The sequence below is a fragment of the Corynebacterium callunae DSM 20147 genome, from assembly GCF_000344785.1.
In the GTDB taxonomy this organism is placed as follows: domain Bacteria; phylum Actinomycetota; class Actinomycetes; order Mycobacteriales; family Mycobacteriaceae; genus Corynebacterium; species Corynebacterium callunae.
In genome coordinates this window covers 397,551-416,828 of record NC_020506.1, presented here as the reverse complement: position 1 = coordinate 416,828, position 19,278 = coordinate 397,551, and the positions used below count along the sequence as shown (strand labels likewise).

Annotated in this window: 20 protein-coding genes; 4 read left to right on the top strand and 16 right to left on the bottom strand. The window is 52.7% G+C overall.

Going from position 1 to position 19,278, the window contains the following annotated elements; genetic code table 11:
• Positions 1 to 453 precede the first annotated feature (453 nt).
• Positions 454 to 750 carry a ribosomal protein L7/L12 gene (locus H924_RS01895; RefSeq protein ID WP_015650275.1) on the top strand — a complete coding sequence of 99 codons (297 nt, stop codon included), beginning with the start codon at positions 454 to 456 and terminating at the stop codon, positions 748 to 750.
• Positions 751 to 777: 27 nt separating this feature from the next.
• Here H924_RS01895 and H924_RS01890 read toward each other — a convergent pair whose 3' ends face one another.
• The 6 genes from H924_RS01890 to H924_RS01865 form a co-directional block, all read right to left on the bottom strand.
• Positions 778 to 1,218 (bottom strand): type II 3-dehydroquinate dehydratase, encoded by a 441-nt coding sequence (locus H924_RS01890; protein WP_015650274.1) that lies wholly within the window; start codon positions 1,216 to 1,218, stop codon positions 778 to 780.
• 66 nt (positions 1,219 to 1,284) lie between these two features.
• Positions 1,285 to 1,818: a DJ-1/PfpI/YhbO family deglycase/protease gene (locus H924_RS01885; RefSeq protein WP_015650273.1), complete on the bottom strand. Its 534-nt coding sequence runs from the start codon at positions 1,816 to 1,818 to the stop codon at positions 1,285 to 1,287.
• Positions 1,819 to 1,895: 77 nt separating this feature from the next.
• Positions 1,896 to 2,273, bottom strand: coding sequence for a hypothetical protein (locus tag H924_RS01880; protein ID WP_015650272.1), 378 nt, complete (start codon positions 2,271 to 2,273; stop codon positions 1,896 to 1,898).
• Positions 2,274 to 2,963: 690 nt separating this feature from the next.
• On the bottom strand, positions 2,964 to 3,860 hold the full coding sequence (hemC, locus tag H924_RS01875) for a hydroxymethylbilane synthase (RefSeq protein ID WP_015650271.1): 897 nt from the start codon (positions 3,858 to 3,860) through the stop codon (positions 2,964 to 2,966).
• 1 nt (position 3,861) lies between these two features.
• Positions 3,862 to 5,253 (bottom strand): glutamyl-tRNA reductase, encoded by a 1,392-nt coding sequence (locus H924_RS01870; RefSeq protein ID WP_029703857.1) that lies wholly within the window; start codon positions 5,251 to 5,253, stop codon positions 3,862 to 3,864.
• A gap of 88 nt (positions 5,254 to 5,341) precedes the next feature.
• Positions 5,342 to 5,593 carry a glutaredoxin family protein gene (locus H924_RS01865; protein WP_035108048.1) on the bottom strand — a complete coding sequence of 84 codons (252 nt, stop codon included), beginning with the start codon at positions 5,591 to 5,593 and terminating at the stop codon, positions 5,342 to 5,344.
• 196 nt (positions 5,594 to 5,789) lie between these two features.
• Here H924_RS01865 and H924_RS01860 point away from each other — a divergent pair, with 196 nt between their 5' ends.
• Positions 5,790 to 6,854, top strand: a complete 1,065-nt coding sequence (locus tag H924_RS01860; RefSeq protein WP_015650268.1) for an HAD-IB family hydrolase — start codon at positions 5,790 to 5,792, stop codon at positions 6,852 to 6,854.
• 53 nt (positions 6,855 to 6,907) lie between these two features.
• Here the strand turns inward: H924_RS01860 and H924_RS13795 are convergent, their stop codons facing one another.
• From H924_RS13795 to H924_RS01840, 5 genes are all read right to left on the bottom strand, one after another.
• Complete coding sequence (locus H924_RS13795; protein ID WP_003855542.1) at positions 6,908 to 7,009, bottom strand: 30S ribosomal protein bS22; 102 nt, start codon at positions 7,007 to 7,009, stop codon at positions 6,908 to 6,910.
• 272 nt (positions 7,010 to 7,281) lie between these two features.
• On the bottom strand, positions 7,282 to 7,473 hold the full coding sequence (locus H924_RS01855; RefSeq protein ID WP_003855509.1) for a helix-turn-helix domain-containing protein: 192 nt from the start codon (positions 7,471 to 7,473) through the stop codon (positions 7,282 to 7,284).
• A 246-nt stretch (positions 7,474 to 7,719) separates the two neighbouring features.
• On the bottom strand, positions 7,720 to 8,532 hold the full coding sequence (gene proC / locus H924_RS01850) for a pyrroline-5-carboxylate reductase (RefSeq protein WP_015650267.1): 813 nt from the start codon (positions 8,530 to 8,532) through the stop codon (positions 7,720 to 7,722).
• 50 nt (positions 8,533 to 8,582) lie between these two features.
• The gene (locus H924_RS01845) at positions 8,583 to 9,395 is read right to left on the bottom strand and encodes a hypothetical protein (protein ID WP_015650266.1); all 813 of its coding nucleotides are present in this window, start codon (positions 9,393 to 9,395) and stop codon (positions 8,583 to 8,585) included.
• A gap of 25 nt (positions 9,396 to 9,420) precedes the next feature.
• Positions 9,421 to 10,350, bottom strand: coding sequence for a Ppx/GppA phosphatase family protein (locus tag H924_RS01840; protein ID WP_035108047.1), 930 nt, complete (start codon positions 10,348 to 10,350; stop codon positions 9,421 to 9,423).
• Between the two features lie 33 nt (positions 10,351 to 10,383).
• On the opposite strand from H924_RS01840, the gene H924_RS01835 reads away from it, so the two are divergent.
• Both H924_RS01835 and H924_RS01830 read left to right on the top strand, forming a co-directional pair.
• Positions 10,384 to 11,301, top strand: a complete 918-nt coding sequence (locus tag H924_RS01835) for a hypothetical protein (RefSeq protein ID WP_015650264.1) — start codon at positions 10,384 to 10,386, stop codon at positions 11,299 to 11,301.
• A 182-nt stretch (positions 11,302 to 11,483) separates the two neighbouring features.
• Positions 11,484 to 14,054 (top strand): ABC transporter permease, encoded by a 2,571-nt coding sequence (locus H924_RS01830; RefSeq protein ID WP_015650263.1) that lies wholly within the window; start codon positions 11,484 to 11,486, stop codon positions 14,052 to 14,054.
• Here the strand turns inward: H924_RS01830 and H924_RS01825 are convergent.
• The 5 genes from H924_RS01825 to mshA form a co-directional block, all read right to left on the bottom strand.
• Positions 14,051 to 14,947, bottom strand: coding sequence for a hypothetical protein (locus H924_RS01825; protein WP_015650262.1), 897 nt, complete (start codon positions 14,945 to 14,947; stop codon positions 14,051 to 14,053). The two genes, H924_RS01830 and H924_RS01825, sit on opposite strands and share 4 nt — an antisense overlap.
• A gap of 276 nt (positions 14,948 to 15,223) precedes the next feature.
• Positions 15,224 to 15,919: a response regulator transcription factor gene (locus H924_RS01820; protein ID WP_015650261.1), complete on the bottom strand. Its 696-nt coding sequence runs from the start codon at positions 15,917 to 15,919 to the stop codon at positions 15,224 to 15,226.
• Positions 15,916 to 17,157: a sensor histidine kinase gene (locus H924_RS01815; RefSeq protein ID WP_015650260.1), complete on the bottom strand. Its 1,242-nt coding sequence runs from the start codon at positions 17,155 to 17,157 to the stop codon at positions 15,916 to 15,918. The genes H924_RS01820 and H924_RS01815 overlap by 4 nt, the downstream gene beginning before the upstream one ends.
• A 10-nt stretch (positions 17,158 to 17,167) precedes the next feature.
• Positions 17,168 to 17,914 carry a phosphoglyceromutase gene (locus tag H924_RS01810; protein ID WP_015650259.1) on the bottom strand — a complete coding sequence of 249 codons (747 nt, stop codon included), beginning with the start codon at positions 17,912 to 17,914 and terminating at the stop codon, positions 17,168 to 17,170.
• 60 nt (positions 17,915 to 17,974) lie between these two features.
• Positions 17,975 to 19,246 carry a D-inositol-3-phosphate glycosyltransferase gene (mshA, locus tag H924_RS01805; RefSeq protein WP_015650258.1) on the bottom strand — a complete coding sequence of 424 codons (1,272 nt, stop codon included), beginning with the start codon at positions 19,244 to 19,246 and terminating at the stop codon, positions 17,975 to 17,977.
• Positions 19,247 to 19,278: the final 32 nt, after the last annotated feature.

The window sequence follows — 19,278 nt, the reverse complement described above, 5'->3', positions numbered from 1 at the left end:
ATCAACAAGAAAAAAGCCGAATCTGAAGATCCGGTTTGCACAGAAGTTGATGATGCACACTGACCGCATCCGGATGAGGACGTAACTGGTCGGCGCACAATTTCACGCCCAACTAAAATGCAGCGATCTCTAATGATCCCCGCCGGTGTGGCCAAAAGTGACCACCCTCTTATTGGGCGTTTAACGTGTGGTATATACACGATAATTCAGTGACGCCATTTTAGGAAAACGGCTGTTAGTGCTGCTTTTATCAAACCCCCAATTTGCAGCACACATTAGGTCCCTAATTTTCCCCAAACATGCAGTTCACAGCCTCAATTTGCCATACCATTGAGGGCTCTAATGCCATATTGGCCACACTTTGTTGATACTGCGGGGGCAGCAACTTTTTCTCACTCTGCGAGATTTCACAATGAACATCAAATTAAATCAGCCCCTGGTATAAAGGGGTTCATGTTCGGCAAAAATGACGCAGAAATTCAGTCCCTCAAACTTAGAATCAGCGCCTTAGAAGAAACCGCTGCACGTCAACAACAGCTCATTGATCAATTGTTGCAAGCAACCGAGCTTCAGCCCAGCATTCCGCGATCGCTCATGCCACGCACCTCAGCTTTACATCCTGAGGTACTTGCCCTGTTAAATGACGGCAAGGAAATTGCTGCGATTAAGAGGCATCGCGAAATAACTGGTGCTGGGTTGAAAGAAGCAAAGGATGCTATCGATAGGGAAAAATCCCAGCGGGGGCGCTAAAGCGCCACCAGCATCCGTCGAAAAGCGCTAGGCCTGTGCCCTGGTCGCCAGCAAGTCAACAGCGTAGCGGTATCCCTGGATACCGGCGCCAGCAAAAACGGCGATGGCGGCGAGCGAAATATAGGAATGGTGGCGGAATTCTTCGCGAGCATGAGGATTGCTAATGTGCACCTCAACAGTTAGCAGGTCAGAGGCCTTAACCGCATCCAGCAAAGCAACCGAGGTATGGGTCAAACCGCCGGGATTAATCACACAACCGAGGTGAGTGCCGCGAGCTTTGTGCAGTGCATCGATGAGATCACCCTCGTGATTGCTTTGCAGTGCGTCAATCTCTAGCCCATACTTTGAAGCTTCTGCGGAGGCCAAAGCAACGACGTCCTCGAGGGTGTCGTGTCCATAAATATCTGGTTCACGCAGTCCCAGCATGTTGAGGTTTGGTCCATTAAGCAGCAAGATTTTTCCGGGCATGAAATTCCATTCCTTCACTAGGCAGTCTTATGACTTTAGGATACTGCTCGCCTACCAAAGGGATTGCTAAGCCTGATCGATTGCTGCGACAAATTCCTCAAGATCACCAGGATTGCGGGAAGTAATGAGCTTCCAATCGCCAGCATTACACACCTTTACAGGAACGTCGCTCCATTGTGCGCCAGCATTTTCCAGATCAATCTTGATGCTGGTGTAGGAGGTGAGATTCTTCTTGGGAGCGAGGGTTGCGTCGATAAGCACCCAGGGTGCGTGACAGATAGCCGCAATCGCGCGCCCACCCGCAGCTTGCGCCTTGAGTATCGCCTGAATATCGGTGTTAATGCGCGCCTGATCAGCATTCACAGTGCCACCCGGCAGCACAATAACATCAAATTTCTCTGCGCCAACCTCTTGAATAGTGGCGTCAGCAGGGAAAACAAAGTCCCAGTCCTTATCCCCCAAGACTGTCTGTACTGGCTTGCCGGTCGGAGTTGCCACCGTAACCTGGTGTCCCAGTTCCTTAAGCTTCTCAACTGGCACTGTCAGCTCATCGCGCTCGGTACCAAATTCCGTTGAAATAACAAGAATGTTCTTGGCCATTGAACTCTCCTCAAAAATTGTGGTTCGTTACAAGAATTACAAGACCCGAGTGTACCTATTTATTACTTATTGGATTATTAACGTGCTGTGGCGAGCTCACGAGCATAACGTTGCGCATTAGGCGTAGAAATAACAATGCGGTCAATGCTGATATTTTCCAGCTCAATAACCAGGCCAGGCTCATTTTTGCGGCAAACAGAGAACTCATTCTCCCGGCAAACCTCATCAACTTTTTGAGTTGTATAAGCCCGGGTTCCCACGACAAAAACACCTGGGATACGAATTCGCCCTGCCCTCTTTAGAGGAATATCCACTGCATCAATGACATTGTCCACAACTTTAATTTCGCGGATTGCGCGACGTGGAACCGTCAAATGGCTACGGCGCGCGCCGATCTTCTCCCACCAGGAAAGATGCACGGTGACATTGTTGTCATTAATCTTTAGCTCAGCCACGACACTAATTCTCTTTTCTACCGAAAGTCTCGGCTGCTCTGGCTTTTACACAATTCTGGCACGAATTGTGCCTCTCAAACTGGCAGAAACTTAAGTGTTGCAGAAAAAATTCTTAAAATACATGTAATTTTCCGCGTGACGATGCTGCGGGGGCTGGCGCTGTTCCTGGCGTGGCTGGCGCGGCGGCAGTGAGGATTTTGGGTCCGAACGAGCTACTCCAGAGAAGGCGATTTAAGGACCCTAAACATCCCAAGCTAGCCAGAGTATGGTTCAAGGTATTTCAAGGCCTCAGAAGGCCATATAGCACCTGGGCTTTTAGGGCTAACTTTGAGTTTTATTCATCGAGCGTGCCGATTTACGCAAAATATGCCAGGAGGCGTATCAGTTTGCGTAAATCGGGACCACTCTGGGCTGATTTTGATCCCGATTTACGCAAAACAGACCCCCAAGTACTGAAACTTGCGTAAATTCGCACGCCTTGGCGCTTCCGGGCCAAGTCCAGGCCCAGTCCGGAGCTAGTTCGAGCCCAGTTTGGGGCATTTTCAAGGCGATTCTTGGACAAACCCCAGCCATTTCAGGCAAGTTCGGGGCGGCGAAGCAGGCCGAGCATTTCCCATCCTGCAAAAGCTCAGCAAAGGCCCAGCAAAAGCGCTGCTAGAGTTCCAAAACACCACGGAACCCGCAAAGAAATTACAAAAGCTCAGCAGCGCCTTCGGAAATAAGCTGTGCAGCGACCAGTTCACCAAGCTCTTCAGGGCGTGCGCCGTCACCTTCAACAGTGAATACAAGCTGGCGGGAACCGTCGAGTGCAAAAACACCTGCAGTAAGGGTCATGGTGTCGCCGGAATATCCTCCGAGTGTGGCATGAGCTGCTACTGGAGCGGTGCAGCCTGCTTCCAGCCTATTCAAAACGGTGCGTTCTGCGATGGCGGAGACATAGGTGTCTGCATGCATGAGCATATTGAGAGCGCGGATGGTTTCGGTATCGTCAGCACGGCATTCAATGGCAAGTGCACCCTGCGCAGGAGCAGGCATGATGACGTCGGGATCAAAAACTTCGGTGGCGCGGTCTTGCATTCCAACTCGGGTAAGCCCAGCGTATGCCAGCATGACGGCATCGAGTTCGCCGGAGGTCACTTTGCCCATGCGGGTGTCGATATTTCCGCGCAGTGGCAAAATCTCCAGGTCAGGACGCAATGCACGCAGTTGAGAAACGCGGCGAGGCGCAGAAGTTCCTACTTTTGCACCTTCTGGCAACTCGGAAAGAGTCAGGCCATCGCGGGCAATGAGGGCTTCGCGGGAATCTGCGCGGGTGGGAACAACCAGGTGGAAACGAGGATCGGCTGCGGTGGGCAGATCTTTCATGGAGTGCACGGCGATATCGCATTCGCCTTTTTCCAAGACGTCGCGCAGCGCTTGGGTAAATACGCCAACACCGATGCGTTCCACGGGGGACATATTGAGATCGCCAGGGGTGGTAACAATATGTAGCTCTGCGTCGCGACCAAAGTATTTGAGCTGGTCACGCATATGGCCAGCCTGGGTGGTGGCTAGCTTTGATCCTCGAGTACCGATTTTTAAGGTCATGTTACTCCCTGGTTTGTCCTGCAGAAGTTGAGTTAACAAAGGCGACGATACCCGCATCGGGCAGTTCCGAGGCGTTAACGGAAGTCGTCGAAGGCGCTGCGTTGGTGATCACGGCCTCCAAACCAAAGAGCTCCTGCAAAGCAGAATCATAAGAGACAGTGCCGGAGCGGGCGGCCAGTTCCTTTACCCGCACAGTGGGCTGGTGCAGAAGCTTGTCGACGACACGACGCACGGTGCGATTTACTTCTGCCCAGTCATCTTCGGAGATTCCCGGCGCGCGCTGACGAAGCCTTTCCAGCTCTTCGGTTCCGACGTCGGCTGCTTGTTTGCGCAGTGCAGAAACAGCCGGGACGATATCGCGAATGCGCTGCTCAGAGGTAAAAGCCTCGAGTTCTTCGCGGACGATTGCCAAGGCATCGGCTTCGCGAGGGGAATTTGCGGATGGATCTTCCCTATTGGTTTTGTGCAGGCGCTCAATATTAACCAGATCAACACCTGGAATCTCGGTGCAGGCATCGTCAATATCGCGTGGCATGGAAAGGTCTACCAGCATCAATGCAGCGTCAACAGGGATATCGCTGGGCTTGATGGTGAAGTCATCGGCACCGGTTGCAGAAACCACCATGTCCACGCGATTTAGTACAAAGGTACGTTCTTCGAAGTCAATAACCTCGGCTGCAACTCCAGCTTCTTCGGAGTGCTGAGCCATGCGTTCGGCGCGCTCGCGGGTGCGGTTTGCCAATACAAGGCGATCAATTCCGGCTTTACCCAGGTGGGTAGCTGCCAAAGAACTCATCGCACCTGCGCCCAAAACCAGCGCAGTTTTGCCAGCTAGTGGCTTTTCAGAGGCAGGGTCAATGCCCATTTGTGCCAGTGCTTGATCAATAGCGAAGGACACCATGGAAGCGCCAGCGTCATCGATATTGGTTTCGGTGTGTACACGCTTGCCGGTGTGCAGTGCGGTTTGTGCCAGGGAGTGCAGTGCAGGTCCGACGGAACCGGAGGCACTTGCTGCTTGATAAGCGTTGCGAACTTGGCCAATGATTTGTTGTTCGCCAACCACCATGGAGTCCAGGCCGGAGGTAACAACCAGCATGTGTTCAGCGGCGGCGTCGGCATAGCGTACATAAAGGTAGCCGCGCAGAGTTTCAATATCTACGCCACTGACCTCGTGCAAGACCTCGACAACATCATTAACGCCGGTGTGGAAACTATTGGTTACGGTGTAGACCTCCAGGCGGTTACACGTAGAGACAATCATTGCCTCTGACAGTGAGGCGCGCCCCAGCAATGCCTGTGTTGTTTCACCACGAACCGAATCGTCCATACTTAGGCGCTCTAAGAGCGCCACCGGTGCTGACCTGTGGGACATTCCCACAATGAGCACACTCACCATTACACCCGACTTTCAACGGAGTTGTTGATCCACCAAAAGAATGAATCTTTGTTATTTAATTCAACGTAGCGTTCAATCGCGGTCATCACAACAAAGCATTGGCTAAGTCGTCGTTATCAACTTCCCATGCCGAGAACTCTTCGTCGTCAACCAAAATCACTGGAACACGATCCCCAAATTCGATTTTGAGTGCAGGATCTTGATCCACATTGTGTTCTTGTAATTCGATTCCAGCAGCCTGCAAAATGGGCAGAATCTGCGCTTTTACCCGCACACAGGAGCCGCAGTTATCGCGCACAATGATGTCCACGGTATGTGACGTTGACTCTAGAGACACAGGTAAACGCTGCCCTTCTTTGAATTTTGATGCCCTCCGCAAGCAGAGGAATCCCAAAAGCTTTACCATGGATACGATACTCACTTCGGTCAATAACACCATTCAAAGCCTCAGGTTAAGGCTTTGAGTTGGTGACCTTGGCCACATTCGCCCAGCGTTGTTATACACGCGGCACAGGGAAGGTTTTAGTCATCTCATGAGCTCCGACAGCACTTTTGGCAATTGGGATTTTGAAACGGTCGGCACACCGGAAGATTTCCTCGCCAGCTGGAGCTCCACCAGGGGAAACTTGCGTCGCTTCCTGGAAGATCATGCTATTCCGCCTATCGACGAAAAAACTCAGCGCCTGGCCGGAGAGGCCGCGGCCACTCAGGCGGTGGCTTCAATTTATGGGCTGGAGCTTGATGATTTCCATGCCGGAGTGGATTCAGTCACAGGTGCAATCGAGGCCGCCGGAGCTTTCCATGTCAGCTCCCCTGATCCAGATGTGCCCCAAGACATAGGAGCAGCTGCATTTTTTGATGTGGATAACACCCTTATTCAGGGGTCTTCGCTCATTGTTTTTGCCCAGGGACTGTTCCGAAAGAAGTTCTTCAAGGTTCGTGAAATCCTGCCGGTGGCCTGGAAGCAATTGAAGTTTAAGGTTACCGGCTCAGAAAATGCCGAGGATGTGGCACAGGGCCGCCTCCAAGCGCTGGAGTTTATTAAGGGCCGTTCCGTGGCAGAGCTGGTGGAGCTTTGTGAGGAAATTGTTGATAACCACATGGCGGAAAAGCTGTGGCCGGGCACCAAACAACTGGCTGATATGCATATTGCGGCCGGCCATCAAGTGTGGCTGGTTTCTGCCACTCCGGTGCAATTAGCTCAGATCTTGGCCAAGCGGCTGGGTTTTACTGGTGCTATTGGCACAGTTGCAGAGGCTAAGGATGGCATCTTCACTGGTCGTTTAGTGGGAGATATCCTGCACGGCCCTGGCAAGCGCCATGCAGTGGCTGCCCTAGCTTCTATTGAGAAGCTGGATCTAGCGCGCTGTACGGCCTACTCAGACTCTATTAACGATCTCCCCATGCTGTCCATGGTGGGCACCGCGGTGGCCGTGAATCCCGATAAGAAGCTCCGCGCGGAGGCCATCAAGCGTGGCTGGGCAGTCCGAGACTTCCGCAGCCTGCGTAAAGCAGCCCGCGCTTATGGTCTACCAGCCTTAGCCACTGCAGCTTTTAGCGTGACCGGCTGGCGCATTAAGAAAAGCCTGCAGAAATAAAAAATACCGCCTGCCCACTCCGAAGAGTGTGCAGGCGGTATTTTGCACAAGATTTACTTGCCCAATTTTCTACGCTGAACGCGAGTACGACGCAGCATCTTGCGGTGCTTCTTCTTGGACATGCGCTTACGGCGCTTCTTGATGACAGAACCCATTACGGTTTCCCTCGCTTTGATAGATGTTGTACGTACAAACCTGCCAGCACTTGTTGCCGAAGTGCACTTTCGGAGGTACACCACCGGAGTTTCCGCGATGGTTAATCCAAGGGTGTGCGCTGGCACGATTGTTCTATCTTACATTTAAGGCCATTAAGCACCAAAAATCGGTACTGCCAAAAAGAAAAACCTCTCTAGGTAGCTGCCGGAATTTGCTTCCGGTAAATACCTAAAGAGGTTTTCTAGAAAAGGCAATTATGCCAAACGTGGATTTATCCAGCCTCGTAAAAGGAGGAATCCAAGTATTCATTAACAGCCTTTTCATGAACGCGAAATGAGCGTCCCACGCGAACCGCTGGCAACTCACCAGAGTGAACTAGCCGGTAGACGGTCATCTTGGATACGCGCATAATCTCCGCGACCTCAGCAACCGTCAAAAAGGTTCCATTATCTTCTCTAGCCATAACTATCACTACCCTTCAGCAAAGTGCGCGCTGCAGGCTTCCCCTCCCGCAGTAGGATCACGCTTTTGCCTGGTTCAGCTTAGCGTGATTTTTGTTATCAGTGCGACAATTGTTGCTTAAACACGCGGAAGATTCCCCCGGGACACAATGTGGCTTAAGTGAAAAGCCAGGTCACGTGCCTGTGGTGAAAAAATCGTTTTCTTGAAAATTCACCCCAGACAACGGGCCGATAACAGGGCAATAACGTTATTGCTTGCCTAATTCTGCGGAGCGTTCAGCGCACTTTTGGGCGGCTCGGTAGAAAGCACCGCGCAGGCCGCTCTCCTCCAGCTCGCGAATGGCAGCAACGGTGGTGCCTGCCGGCGAGGACACTCCAGCGCGCAGGACGGCAGGTTCTGTGCCGGTTTCCTGCATCATGGTGGCCGCACCCTCAAAAGCTGCAACCGCAAGTTCCTTGGCGGTTGCACGCGACAATCCTAGGTTGACCCCGGCGTCGATAAGCGCCTCTGTTACCAGGAAGAGGTAGGCGGGTGAAGATCCGGACATAGCGGTGACGGCATCAAGATCGGATTCTGCAACTTCCACCACGTGGCCGACGGTGCCCAGCAATTCCTTGACCTGCTCAAGTTGTTCTTTGGAGACGTGGCGGCCGGGAGTTACGGTGCTCATGCCCTTGCGGACCAGCATCGGGGTATTTGGCATCACGCGCACCACTGGCAGTCCAGCGGAGGCGTTTTCTTCCATGGCGCCGATGCTGATGCCAGCTGCCATGCTCACAATCACGCTTTGTGCGGAGTTATTGTCCAGGGTTGCGGTGATCTCGGAAATGACATCGAGAATGCCCTTGGGCTTAACGCAGAGGAACACTACATCGGCTTCATCAACAGCCTGAGCGTTATCGGTGAGATTGACAATGCCATAACGCTTATGGAGTTCTTTGCCGCGTTCTTCATTGCGGTTGGTCACTCGAATATTCAAAGGGTTGGTGTTTGCTGCGACCAAACCGGAGACCAAAGCCTCGCCGATCTGACCGCCACCAATTACAGCAATATTTGTCATGTCCCCCACACTGCCACTAACCACCCCAGTTGTGCAGCTTTGGGGGCTAATTACATGACAATTAGGAGGGGACCGAAGGTCATAACCAGACCAACGACGCCCGCTAGGAACATGCTAAAACCATCGCGTGAGGTGCGGATAGCGTGAATAATTCCCACCATACCGAGGGTCACAGCGATTGCAAGCACGGCAACTAGCCAGTTATTTAGACGGCCCCAGAGCATCTCAAAGCCCATAAAGACCACAACGCCAAGCACGACTCCAACGATTGCCATGAGGATGATGGCAAAAACAGACATCTTGCCCTCGGTGGACTCGGTTACTTCTGCAGTCTCTTCCTCAACCTCAATGGCAGCATGAGTGTCAGTGTCGGTGATTGCAGCCATCTGGGTGGTCTCAGAGACGTCAGCTGGCTCCTCCGCAAAATCAGGCTGGACCGCAGGCTTTGCCGCAGCAGCCGGGACCACCGGGAAAGCACCAGTGGTCAGGCGGATTGGATCCTTCTCATCAACAATGCTCAAGACCATGGTCTCTTCATTGCTCGGCGCTGGGCGCGCCTTGGCCTCTTGCTTTTCGACGGGCGCTGCCGGCGCTTTTTCCTCGACCTTTACAGCCTCGGTTGCCACCTGGGGGGTTTCGTCGACAAGCTCAGTGTTTTCCGCTGGGGCATCAATTGGCACTGCAGAGTGTCGAGACTCCGCGGGCTTTTCTTTGACCGCAGGAATGGAGCCGGTCAACTCGGCAACTGAAACGCCACCATCTTCAAGACTGCGACGTCTACGACGACGGGGAGCGTCATTGGTTTGCCCTTCCTTGGAAGCACGCGCCATCAGCTCAGCGACTGTGAGTTTTTCTTCGCTCATGTTCGCCAACTCCTTTCCTTAATAATTATTCGAGACCTTTGTCGATTCTGGTTAGAATCGCGCCTTCACGCAGCGCCCATGGACAAATTTCTACCTTCTCAATATCCAACGCACGCATTGCAGCTTCCGCAACTAATGCACCCGCCACAATCTGGTGGGAGCGATCCGCACTAATACCTTCCAGCTCAGCGCGGTCAGCAGCAGTCATGCGTGAGATAAAAGCAATCAGCTGCCTTAAGCCTGGCGCTGTTAGTGTACGGGTGACATGGGGTCCAGCGGAAGACGGCGCGGCACCAGTCAAGCGTGCCAAGGTACGGAAGGTCTTAGAAGTACCTACTGCCACCCGCGCTGGCCCTAAGGTGCGCATCTGACGAGTAGGTGCTGCAAGCTCTGCGTCAATGTAATCGCGCAAGAGGTTAATTTTCTTACGTGACGGTGGATCAGTATCAAACCAGTTGTGCGTCAAACGGCCCGCACCCAGGTCCAAAGAGAAAGCCATATCAGGGGATTCATCGGTGCCAGAAGACAGCTCTAGCGAGCCGCCACCAATATCTAGGTTGGTGATTCGACCCGCTGACCAGCCATACCAGCGACGTACCGCAAGGAAAGTCAGCCGTGCTTCATCCTCACCGGAAAGGATATCCAGGCGCACGCCGGTTTCCTTTTCCACGTGATCAAGCACTGCATCGCCATTGGTGGCCGATCTCACCGCGGAAGTGGCAAAAGGCATCAACTCAGCGCAGCCCAGCGTCTTTGCCAAATCTGCAGCCTCTGCAACCGCAGCGGTTAGCTTGTTAATGCCTTTTTCTGAGATCGCGCCATCGGCATCGAGGAGCTCCACCAGACGCAAAGGCGTACGCCAATTGCTCATCGGGGTTGGATGTCCACCGGGACGCGCATCTACTGCAACTAGGTGGACAGTATTGCTGCCCACATCTAATACACCTAATCTCACACTTAAAGGTTAGACGGTCTAGGGTGACAAAGTGTGAATCGGCCAAACTCAACTCCAATTTTTTTAGGATTCCCCGAGTCCTCCCCCGCTGCTGCATCCATCCGTTCCGGTGAGGAGCTCGCCCCTGATTTCCCACGTGAATGGTATGAATTCGCTGATCCAGCCGATCCAGATCATGTTTTTAGCATCGATTTAACGTGGATTGAATCCCATTGGAATTGCACCTTTGGTACCCCCGATTGTTTAGGCATTGATGCTACAAACCCCAGCGTTGGCTGCTGCGTCCACGGCGCTTTCCTCTCCGATGAAACCGACCGCGATCAGCTTTATGATGCCGTCGCCATGATGCCCGCAAAATATTGGCAGCTCCGACCAGACACCACCGATTCCTATTTAGCCACCTCAGATGGCGTGGACTTGGAGCCCTGGTTGGAATGGGATGAGCTTGATGATGAAGATGGCAATCCAGAACCAGCTCTAAAAACCGTGACGATTGAAGGCGCTTGTATTTTTGCCAATCGTGTGGGCTGGGAAACCGGCGCTGGATGCGCGCTCCACCAATGGGGTGCAGAAACCGGACAAGATCTCACCGTGGTCAAGCCCGAAGTGTGCTGGCAGTTGCCTTTGCGACGCTTAGAGGACTGGGAAGAGCGCCCCGATGGGCACCAGATTTTGCGCACCACCATCACCGAATACAACCGCCGTGGCTGGGGAAACGGTGGCGAGGACTTCGATTGGTACTGCACCACTTCCCCACGTTGCCATGCCGGCGGTTCACCAATGTGGCAAACCCAGGAAAATGAAATGCGCGCACTCATGGGTGATGCCGCATTTGACATGCTGCGAGAATATTTGGTGGCCCGCAGCGCAATACCAGCACATTTGCGTTCTCAGCATCCGGCTACTGTTGTTGTCCCTGTTGCTGATTCGAACGCAAAGGTAGTTGAGTAACATCCGTGTCTACCCTCGCGGTTAAACTGAATCGACCCTAAAAATTACCGACAAAACGTCTGGAGGCAGCTATCTCTCGCCGAGATCCTGGTTTACGCACCATCCTCATTTCCGCCAAGGCGTTTTTAAATTCCCCGCTGCGCACCATTACTTGGCGCTCTGTTATTGCCAATAAGCTTCGAATGTTGCTGACAGTGCTGTCCGTGGTTTTGGGCACCGCATTTTTGTGTGGCTCTTTGCTGCTCACCAATTCCCTGGAGCGCACCTTTTCCTCCATTGTGGATGCCGGCGTTGAGGGTGTGGATCTCGGTGTGATCGCTCAGCAAAATAATCCTGATGGGGTTCCCTTCGAGGTAATCTCAGAAATCTCGAGTTACCCCGAAGTCCGCGCCGTCAACATCATTGGCGATGGTCCCGGTACCCCCTCTGGCACCACCATGACCGGCCAGTCGGCGCTGATCCTTACTAACTCCAATGGTCAGCCCTTGCAGGCCGGCAGCTCCGGCACCCATCCTTTTGCGGTTTATCCACCCAATAAATGGGTCTCCCCCGAGCCTACAATTGTCGAGGGCAGCGCCCCCAATGGCGACAATGAAATCATTGTCAATACCTCCGCCGCCGAGCGTGGCAACCTCAGCGTGGGCGACAAGGTTACTGTTGTCACCCCGACTGAGCGTATCGACGCAACCCTTGCTGGCATTTTTGAATCTAATTCCGATGTCGCCGGCTGGATCGGAGTGGGCTTTTCTGAATCTCGTTATATTGAGCTTTTTACCAATGGAACCCACGCCAGCCAGATCACCATTGCCGTTAAAGATGGTGCCGATCCAATGGCGGTGCGCAATCGTATTGGCAAAAGCCACCGCGATCTTATGCCCCTGCTCCCCCAGCAAATTATTGAAGAAACCACTGGTGATACCACCAAACAGCTTGAGTTTATGACCTATATCCTCATCGCTTTTGCGGCCATCGCCCTGATTGTTGGTTCTTTCATCATCGCCAATACCTTCGCCATGATCGTGGCGCAGCGCACCAGTGAATTCGCGTTGCTGCGTTCCATCGGTGTGTCCTCCTTCCAAATCGGTTTCTCCGTGGTGATGGAAGCAGTTTTCATCGGCGCGATCGGTGGGCTCATCGGCATCGCTTTGGGATTTGCCGTAGTCAATGCGCTGGTGCAATTTCTCAATAGATGGGGCGATTCGCTCTCTTCTATCGGAATCTCATATAACCCCAGCTCTTTTATTTTCCCACTGGTTTTCGCCGTCGCTGCAACTGTCTTGAGTGCTATTGCCCCAGCTCACCGCGCTGGCAATCTGCCACCGGTGCAGGCCTTCCAATCTTCCGACTCCCGCAGTACGGCCCTTGGCATGCTTAAAAACATTGCCGGTGCAATCACTATGACTGCCGGAATTGCCTTAACCATTGCTGGCGCCCTGGTGTCTGCAGTGAATGGTGGCGAGCTTGGCACCGAACCACGCATGGCCCTAATTGGTGCCGGCACCCTACTGGTCTTCCTCTCAATTTCTCTCAGTGGCCCCAGCTTGATCATCATTACCGGGCGTACCTTAGGCGTCATTTTGATGGCTCCTTTTAGAGCTGTGGGCAAACTGGCACAGCGCAACACCTTAAGAAACCCGCGTCGATCAGCAACAACCGCACTTGCGGTGACCTTAAGTGTGGGCCTGGTTGCCTGCGTTGGTGTTATTGGCGCGACCACCCGCGCCAGTGTCTTTGGATCCATGGAATCCTCCATCAAGGCTTCTTTTGTCCTCGACACCATCGGCGGAACGATGGTCCCCGGCCAACCTGCTGGCGGATCACGCTCCTTGTCCATGTCCGCAGGCGTTGCAGATAAAGCCGAAGACGTTCCAGGAGTTGCCGAAGTAGGCACCTTGATGACAGGCGAGCTCGCCGCAAACCGTTGGGATAATGAATCAACCACCGTCTTTGATGGCGATATCGGGCATTTTATGGATCTAGCTGTGCGTTCCGGCGAGGCATTTGATGATAAAAAGCCCGGCGCAATGATCTCCACCACCTATGCAGATCAATCAGATCTCAAAGTGGGCGATGAAATCCCCGTCACCCCTTATGGCTCCGAAGATGGCATTTTGGTTCCCATTACCGGCATTTATGCCGAAACGAATCTGCTCGGGCATTTGGTAGTGAATTACGCTGCGACTCAAAGAGTTGTCACCAATCCCGCGGATTATCACCGCTCCCAGGTGTTTATTACTAGCGACGGCACCATTTCTGATGCTGATCTCCGTGAAAACCTTACTGCGGCAGTTTCTTCCTTCCTCATCGTGCAGGTGAAATCCAATGAAGAATTCCGCAGCAGCCTAGGAACCCAAATTAACCAACTCCTGGGAATTGTCTACGGTCTGCTAGCACTTGCTGTCATCATCGCAGTATTGGGCATTGTGAATACCCTAATTTTGTCACTCAGCGAACGCACTCGAGAAATTGGCATTTTGCGAGCAACTGGTATGCAACGTGGACAAATCCGTCGCATGGTCACCTTGGAATCTGTCATTTTGTCTATCCATGGCGCGTTTAGCGGACTGTTGATGGGCACTTTCACCGGTTGGGCAATTGTGAGCTCCCTGCGGTCTAAAGGCATGGCGCCAGTAGAACTACCATGGACACAGATCACCCTGATGCTGCTGGCCACCATTGCAGTAGGCGCCATAGCCGCTTTGATCCCTGCCAATAGGGCTTCCAAGATTTCGCCACTGGAAGCAATTAGCTAAAATTCATCCCCATTCAGTGGCCGAGAAAGCGGAAGTCTCCGCTGTCGCTCGGCCATTCTGGCTTTTCTGATGTTCTTGATTCTCTGACAAATGTCGGCAAAACGCTTTTTGTCATGAAGTGTCTCTGCAGAAATTTCAAATACTGTCCAACCTGCGTCTGCCAAATCATTTTTGCGATCTATATCATCAGCACGCTGTTTGGAATTAAAGTGCCAGATTCCTTGGTATTCAATGCCCACAAAAGAATATGGATCAGCTAGGTCTAAAAAATACCGTCGCTCCTGATACTCCACCCTAAATTGCGTCACAAACGTGCCCATCCCGGCTTTTTGCAGACGTACCCTAACTATCGATTCCGGACGTGATTCTGCAAAGATATTTGAGTATTCCAAAAGCTCTTTTAAACACTCATGTTTTCCCAGCTCAGTGCGCAAATATGGGTTTTGTCGCAGCAGGTGATCAAGCAAAGCCACCTGTTCCTCAAACTTCATCGCAGTTTCCGGCATCGAGACAATATCAACTAAGGCTTGGGCATCAGTGACCAGCGAATATCCCTTAACTTTTTGTAATTCATCAGGATTTTTACGCCGAATCACTTTGACAAGGTCATTTTTAGGCTTGCCATCTTGGGAAGAAACGGTGATGATTGGCTTCCAATTCTCATCGAGCAACTCATATCCGCGATATTGCAGCGCAGCAAAGCCCCTTAGTACCCCATCGGGATAGCGTTTGAGCAGTGCTAATGACAAATTATGCCGCTTCGATAAGAGATCATTGCGCAGATAGACGTTTCCTATGACCTTCGTGAAATGCCGATAGAACTCTTTTTTGGAAATTTCTGCTGCTACTTCTCTATAGCGCACTGGATGTCTGAAAAATAGGTAATCCCCCATACCTATTTGGACTGCGCGCGTCTCAGCTCGGTTCCCACCCCGGATGAACTTTTATATTGGGACCACAGATTTAGGCGCTTAAACAGCCATATAAAGCGCTACTTTTAGAACCTGATTTCGAATTTTATTCAACAGTCGTGCCGATGTGCCCTAAAACCGTCTGGTCTAGTGCTTTTCTTCGTAAATCGGCACCATCTAGACCCAAATATCGTGCCAATTTACGACGAATACACGTTCGTTATTGCATATTTGCGTAAATCGGCACGCTTTATGGGGTTAGAGCTCGAATTTATAGCCCAGGCCACGCACAGTTACTAGGTAACGGGGGCGAGAAGGCTCTTCTTCGATCTTGGAACGCAATCGCTTGACGTGAACATCGAGGGTTTTGGTGTCGCCGACATAATCTGCGCCCCAAATGCGGTCAATAAGCTGGCCGCGGGTGAGTACTCGGCCAGCATTGCGCAGCAAATACTCCAAAAGATCAAATTCCTTCAAAGGCATGCTGACTGGCTTGCCATCAACGCTGACTGTGTGGCTGTCAACGTCCATTCTTACCCTGCCACCTTCGAGGATTTGATCGTCATCAACCTCTTCGGCTTCGCTTTCCGAAACTCCACGGCGGCGCAGTACTGCACGGATACGGGCGATGAGCTCGCGTGAGGAATATGGCTTGGTCACATAGTCATCGGCGCCGAGCTCTAGACCCACAACTTTATCGATCTCAGAGTCGCGGGCAGTCACCATAATTACCGGGACAGTAGAGACGGTACGGAGTTCTTTGCAAACGTCAGTGCCGGACATTCCGGGAAGCATAAGATCCAAAAGCACGATGTCAACATCATTGCGGCTGAATTCTACAAGAGCTGTAGGGCCGTCACCTGCGATGATGGTGTCAAAACCTTCTTTGCGGAGAAGGAAGGCCAAAGGATCCGCCAACGATTCCTCATCTTCAACGATCAGGATTGTCGTCATGATTTTTCCTTTCGGCGTCCCGAATTTCTGGACGCAGTCGTGCGAATTGGTGAGTCTAAACTTGGACCCTGCTTAGCTTCAGCCGGTTCCTTGGACTCTGGTTGATAGACAGGAAGTTCGAGCGTGAATGTGGAGCCAGTTCCTGGACGCGACCACAAACTAATACTACCGCCATGATTGGCCATCACATGCTTAACAATAGCCAGGCCAAGGCCAGTTCCGCCGGTTTGTCGGGAACGAGCTTTGTCCACGCGGAAGAATCTTTCAAAAACGCGGCCCTGATCTTCGGGTGCAATTCCGATGCCACGGTCAGTAACTCGGATCATCACCACGTTGTTACGGATGCTTTGGGATACAGAAACCGGCACTGACTTGGGGGAATAGTTAATTGCGTTGCTGATCAAATTAGCTACAGCAGTAACCAGGAGGGAACGATCGGCTTCCACCCAGACTCCGGTGCGATCACCACGGACAATTTCGATATTTGCATTGTCGGCGGCAAGTTGGGTTCTTTCGATGGCTTCGTCGATGATGGAATCCACTTTGACGGGTTCCATATCGGGGAGTCGTTCAGCACCCTGCAGCTTGGAAAGGGAGATGAGCTCGTTGATCATATCCGCCATGCGGTGAGCTTCGCGGTGGAGTCGGGATCCAAAATAAACCACTTGTTCAGGGTCATCGGAGGATTCCATCAGCGCTTCAGCCAATAGAGCCATGCCACCAACAGGGGTTTTAAGTTCATGGGAGACATTGGCTACGAAGTCACGGCGAGCGGATTCCATACGCACATTTTCGGATTCATCGGTTGCGTAGATGATCACAAAGCGGTCGTCGATAAGCGTTAGGGGTTTAACTACGGCCTGCACTGCAGTGATGCGGTTGCCCGGGCGACGCGGGTTTTTATCTGGATAAACATCTAAAGAATGGGTTTCTTGGTCCTGGAAAGCTTCCTGGGCCACGCGCCACACTTCATTGTCAACCGTGCGCTCGTGGACAATGCCCAGCTCATGGGCACTGCCATTGGAAAGGATGACATCACCGGTGCGGTCCACAACGGTGATGCCAGTTGGTGAGCCCTGAATGGCTAGGTGCAAGACCTGGCCCACCGTGGTTACCTGATTTTGAGAAAGGGTAATTGCTGATTTGTGGCGGCGCAGTCTGTCCTTGATTCGGGAATACGCAGGTAGGGCGAGGCCCATGAGGACCACGCCCAAAACGAAAGCAAGAAAAGTGCCCACCTACAAGTAGCTACTTATTACCCTGATTTGCCACTGCTGCTGCGCCAGCTGCTGCTGCTTCAGGATCCAGGTAGGTGCCACCTGGGTTTACTACGCTGCCGTCTTCAGCAATCTCATAAACCAGTGGGATACCGGTTGGGATGTTGAGCTCGGCAATGTCTGCATCGGAGATGCCATCAAGGTGCTTCACCAGCGCACGCAGGGAGTTGCCGTGAGCTGCGATAAGAACGTTCTCACCCTTTTGTGCGCGAGGCAAGATCTCTTCTTCGAAGTAAGGGATCAGGCGGATAACAACATCCTTGAGGCACTCGGTGCGAGGCACGGTCTCAAGTTCTGCATAACGAGGATCGTTAGCCTGGGAGAACTCAGCGTCGTCGGCAAGCTCTGGTGGTGGGGTGTCGTAGGAACGACGCCACTGCATGAAGAGGTCATCGCCGTACTTGTCCTTGGTTTCAGCCTTGTTCAGGCCCTGCAGCGCACCGTAGTGACGCTCGTTGAGGCGCCAGTCACGAACAACGGGAATCCAGTGACGATCTGCGCTGTTCAGCGCGATGTTTGCGGTGCGGATCGCACGACGCAGCAAAGAGGTATAAAGAACGTCTGGCAGGATACCGGCCTCAACGAGGAGCTCGCCGCCACGCTTGGCTTCAGCCTCACCCTGCGCAGTCAGATTGACGTCGACCCATCCAGTGAACTGGTTGGATGCGTTCCATTCGCTCTGACCGTGACGCAGAAGAATCAGTTTTCCGTTAGTCATGGATACTAGTTTGCCACTTTATGAGTTCAATTGCGCGTTGAATTCACGATATGCAAGCGATCACACTCCGCCCGCTGCTCCAAAACGGGTTTGGCCATCTACGCTGTCATTGGCAATTACCTCGTTATACAGGGAGGATAGCTGTGCCGCCGTAGCAAACCAGGAAAAAGCTTGGGCGTGCTCAACTGCGTCTTCTCCCATTCTGATGCGAGTTTCGTCGTCGTCAAGCAGCGTTGCAAGGGTGTCGGCCCACAGGGCCGGATCGTGACCGTCCACGAGCAACCCGGTTTCGCCCTCTGCAACGGCAATCGGGAGGCCACCCACGCGTGCAGCCACCACGGGCGTGCCGCTGGCCTGTGCCTCCATGGCGACCAGCCCAAAGGACTCATTAAAGCTCGGCACCGCGACAATATCGGCGGCGCGATAGACCGAAACCAGTTCGGCCGGCGGGCGGGGATCAAGAAAGCGAATACGCTTTTCGACGCCCAACTCCACTGCCAGGTTGCGATAGGTATCTGGAGAGGCATTCTGCCCTGAAGGGCCACCACAAATGATTACTCGCAAATTGCGATTAGGATCGCGGCGGAAAAGCTCCGCAACCGCGCGGATGAGCACCTGCGGACCTTTAAAGGGCTGCAAGCGACCAACAAAGGCAACCACTTTGGTATGCAAAGGAATACCCAGCTCACGGCGGGAACGCTCAGTAGCACGATCATTGCCCGGGTTATAAAGCGTGACATCAGCACCGGGCGACACCACTGAAATGTGCTCCGGATTTGCGTCATAGTGATGCACCAAATCCTGTAATTCTTCCTGCGTATTCACGGCCAGCACATCGGCATTATCCACCAATTGCTGCTCACAAATACGCCGCGCTTCCGATTCAGGTGTGTCGGTGTCATCGCGATAATAGTTTTTCACCGCAGCCAAGGTGTGTGCAGTATGCACTAGAGGAATGCGCCACATATCGCGCATCAGCCAACCCACCTGGCCAGATAGCCAATAGTGAGAGTGAATGAGATCATATTCAATCTTTTCACGGCGCGTAAATACCAACATGCCGCCGGCAAAAGCCGCCAGCTGAGTAGGCAGTTCTTCCTTGGCCAAGCCTTCATAGGGACCTGCCACGATATTAATAACCCGCAGGTTAGGGGCCACATTTACGATCTCACCCTGGGATGGTCGCGTGGCTCGGGTATAAATATCTACCTCTACGCCCTGCTTTGCCAGCTCCTTGGCAGTGGACAAAACGTAGACGTTCATTCCTCCAGAATCACCCGTTCCCGGCTGCTGTAGCGGGGAGGTATGCATGGAGATCATTGCGATGCGCATGGGTCTATTCTAGGGGCTGTGTTTAATGGGAG

What these genes read in the sequence shown, in the direction of transcription:
- H924_RS01895 (WP_015650275.1), top strand. Translation starts at nt 454, where the DNA reads ATGTTCGGCAAAAATGACGCAGAAATTCAGTCCCTCAAACTTAGAATC.
- H924_RS01890 (WP_015650274.1), bottom strand. Translation starts at nt 1,218, where the DNA reads ATGCCCGGAAAAATCTTGCTGCTTAATGGACCAAACCTCAACATGCTG.
- H924_RS01885 (WP_015650273.1), bottom strand. Translation starts at nt 1,818, where the DNA reads ATGGCCAAGAACATTCTTGTTATTTCAACGGAATTTGGTACCGAGCGC.
- hemC (WP_015650271.1), bottom strand. Translation starts at nt 3,860, where the DNA reads ATGACCTTAAAAATCGGTACTCGAGGATCAAAGCTAGCCACCACCCAG.
- H924_RS01860 (WP_015650268.1), top strand. Translation starts at nt 5,790, where the DNA reads ATGAGCTCCGACAGCACTTTTGGCAATTGGGATTTTGAAACGGTCGGC.
- H924_RS13795 (WP_003855542.1), bottom strand. Translation starts at nt 7,009, where the DNA reads ATGGGTTCTGTCATCAAGAAGCGCCGTAAGCGCATGTCCAAGAAGAAG.
- H924_RS01855 (WP_003855509.1), bottom strand. Translation starts at nt 7,473, where the DNA reads ATGGCTAGAGAAGATAATGGAACCTTTTTGACGGTTGCTGAGGTCGCG.
- proC (WP_015650267.1), bottom strand. Translation starts at nt 8,532, where the DNA reads ATGACAAATATTGCTGTAATTGGTGGCGGTCAGATCGGCGAGGCTTTG.
- H924_RS01845 (WP_015650266.1), bottom strand. Translation starts at nt 9,395, where the DNA reads ATGAGCGAAGAAAAACTCACAGTCGCTGAGCTGATGGCGCGTGCTTCC.
- H924_RS01830 (WP_015650263.1), top strand. Translation starts at nt 11,484, where the DNA reads ATGTTGCTGACAGTGCTGTCCGTGGTTTTGGGCACCGCATTTTTGTGT.
- H924_RS01825 (WP_015650262.1), bottom strand. Translation starts at nt 14,947, where the DNA reads ATGGGGGATTACCTATTTTTCAGACATCCAGTGCGCTATAGAGAAGTA.
- H924_RS01820 (WP_015650261.1), bottom strand. Translation starts at nt 15,919, where the DNA reads ATGACGACAATCCTGATCGTTGAAGATGAGGAATCGTTGGCGGATCCT.
- H924_RS01810 (WP_015650259.1), bottom strand. Translation starts at nt 17,914, where the DNA reads ATGACTAACGGAAAACTGATTCTTCTGCGTCACGGTCAGAGCGAATGG.
- mshA (WP_015650258.1), bottom strand. Translation starts at nt 19,246, where the DNA reads ATGCGCATCGCAATGATCTCCATGCATACCTCCCCGCTACAGCAGCCG.